The organism is Caballeronia sp. ATUFL_F1_KS39 (assembly GCF_023630985.1).
GTDB classification, from domain to species: Bacteria; Pseudomonadota; Gammaproteobacteria; order Burkholderiales; family Burkholderiaceae; genus Caballeronia; species Caballeronia zhejiangensis.
Genome location: NZ_JALQDZ010000107.1, coordinates 1 through 258, shown reverse-complemented (window position 1 = coordinate 258; position 258 = coordinate 1). Strand labels below are relative to the sequence as shown.

1 pseudogene is annotated in these 258 nt (G+C 67.4%); it reads left to right on the top strand.

Going from position 1 to position 258, the window contains the following annotated elements:
* Positions 1–258, top strand: a pseudogene (locus tag NCR93_RS31755) (hypothetical protein); the annotation flags it as partial.

The window sequence follows — 258 nt, the reverse complement described above, 5'->3', positions numbered from 1 at the left end:
CCTCAGGTGATTACGCGCTGGCGTTCGGCGCAAAGTCCAATGCATCCGGCCCGGCTTCGATAGCGTTGGGGACGAATTCGCAGGCGCTCAACGCCAATGACGTCGCGCTCGGTTCCGGAAGTGTGACGGCCGCTGCCGTGGGCACCTCGGCGGTGACCCTCAACGGCACGCGCTTCGACTTCGCGGGCGCGGCTCCGACCAGCACCGTCAGCATCGGGAGTGTCGGCGCGGAACGCACCTTGACCAACGTCGCCGCTG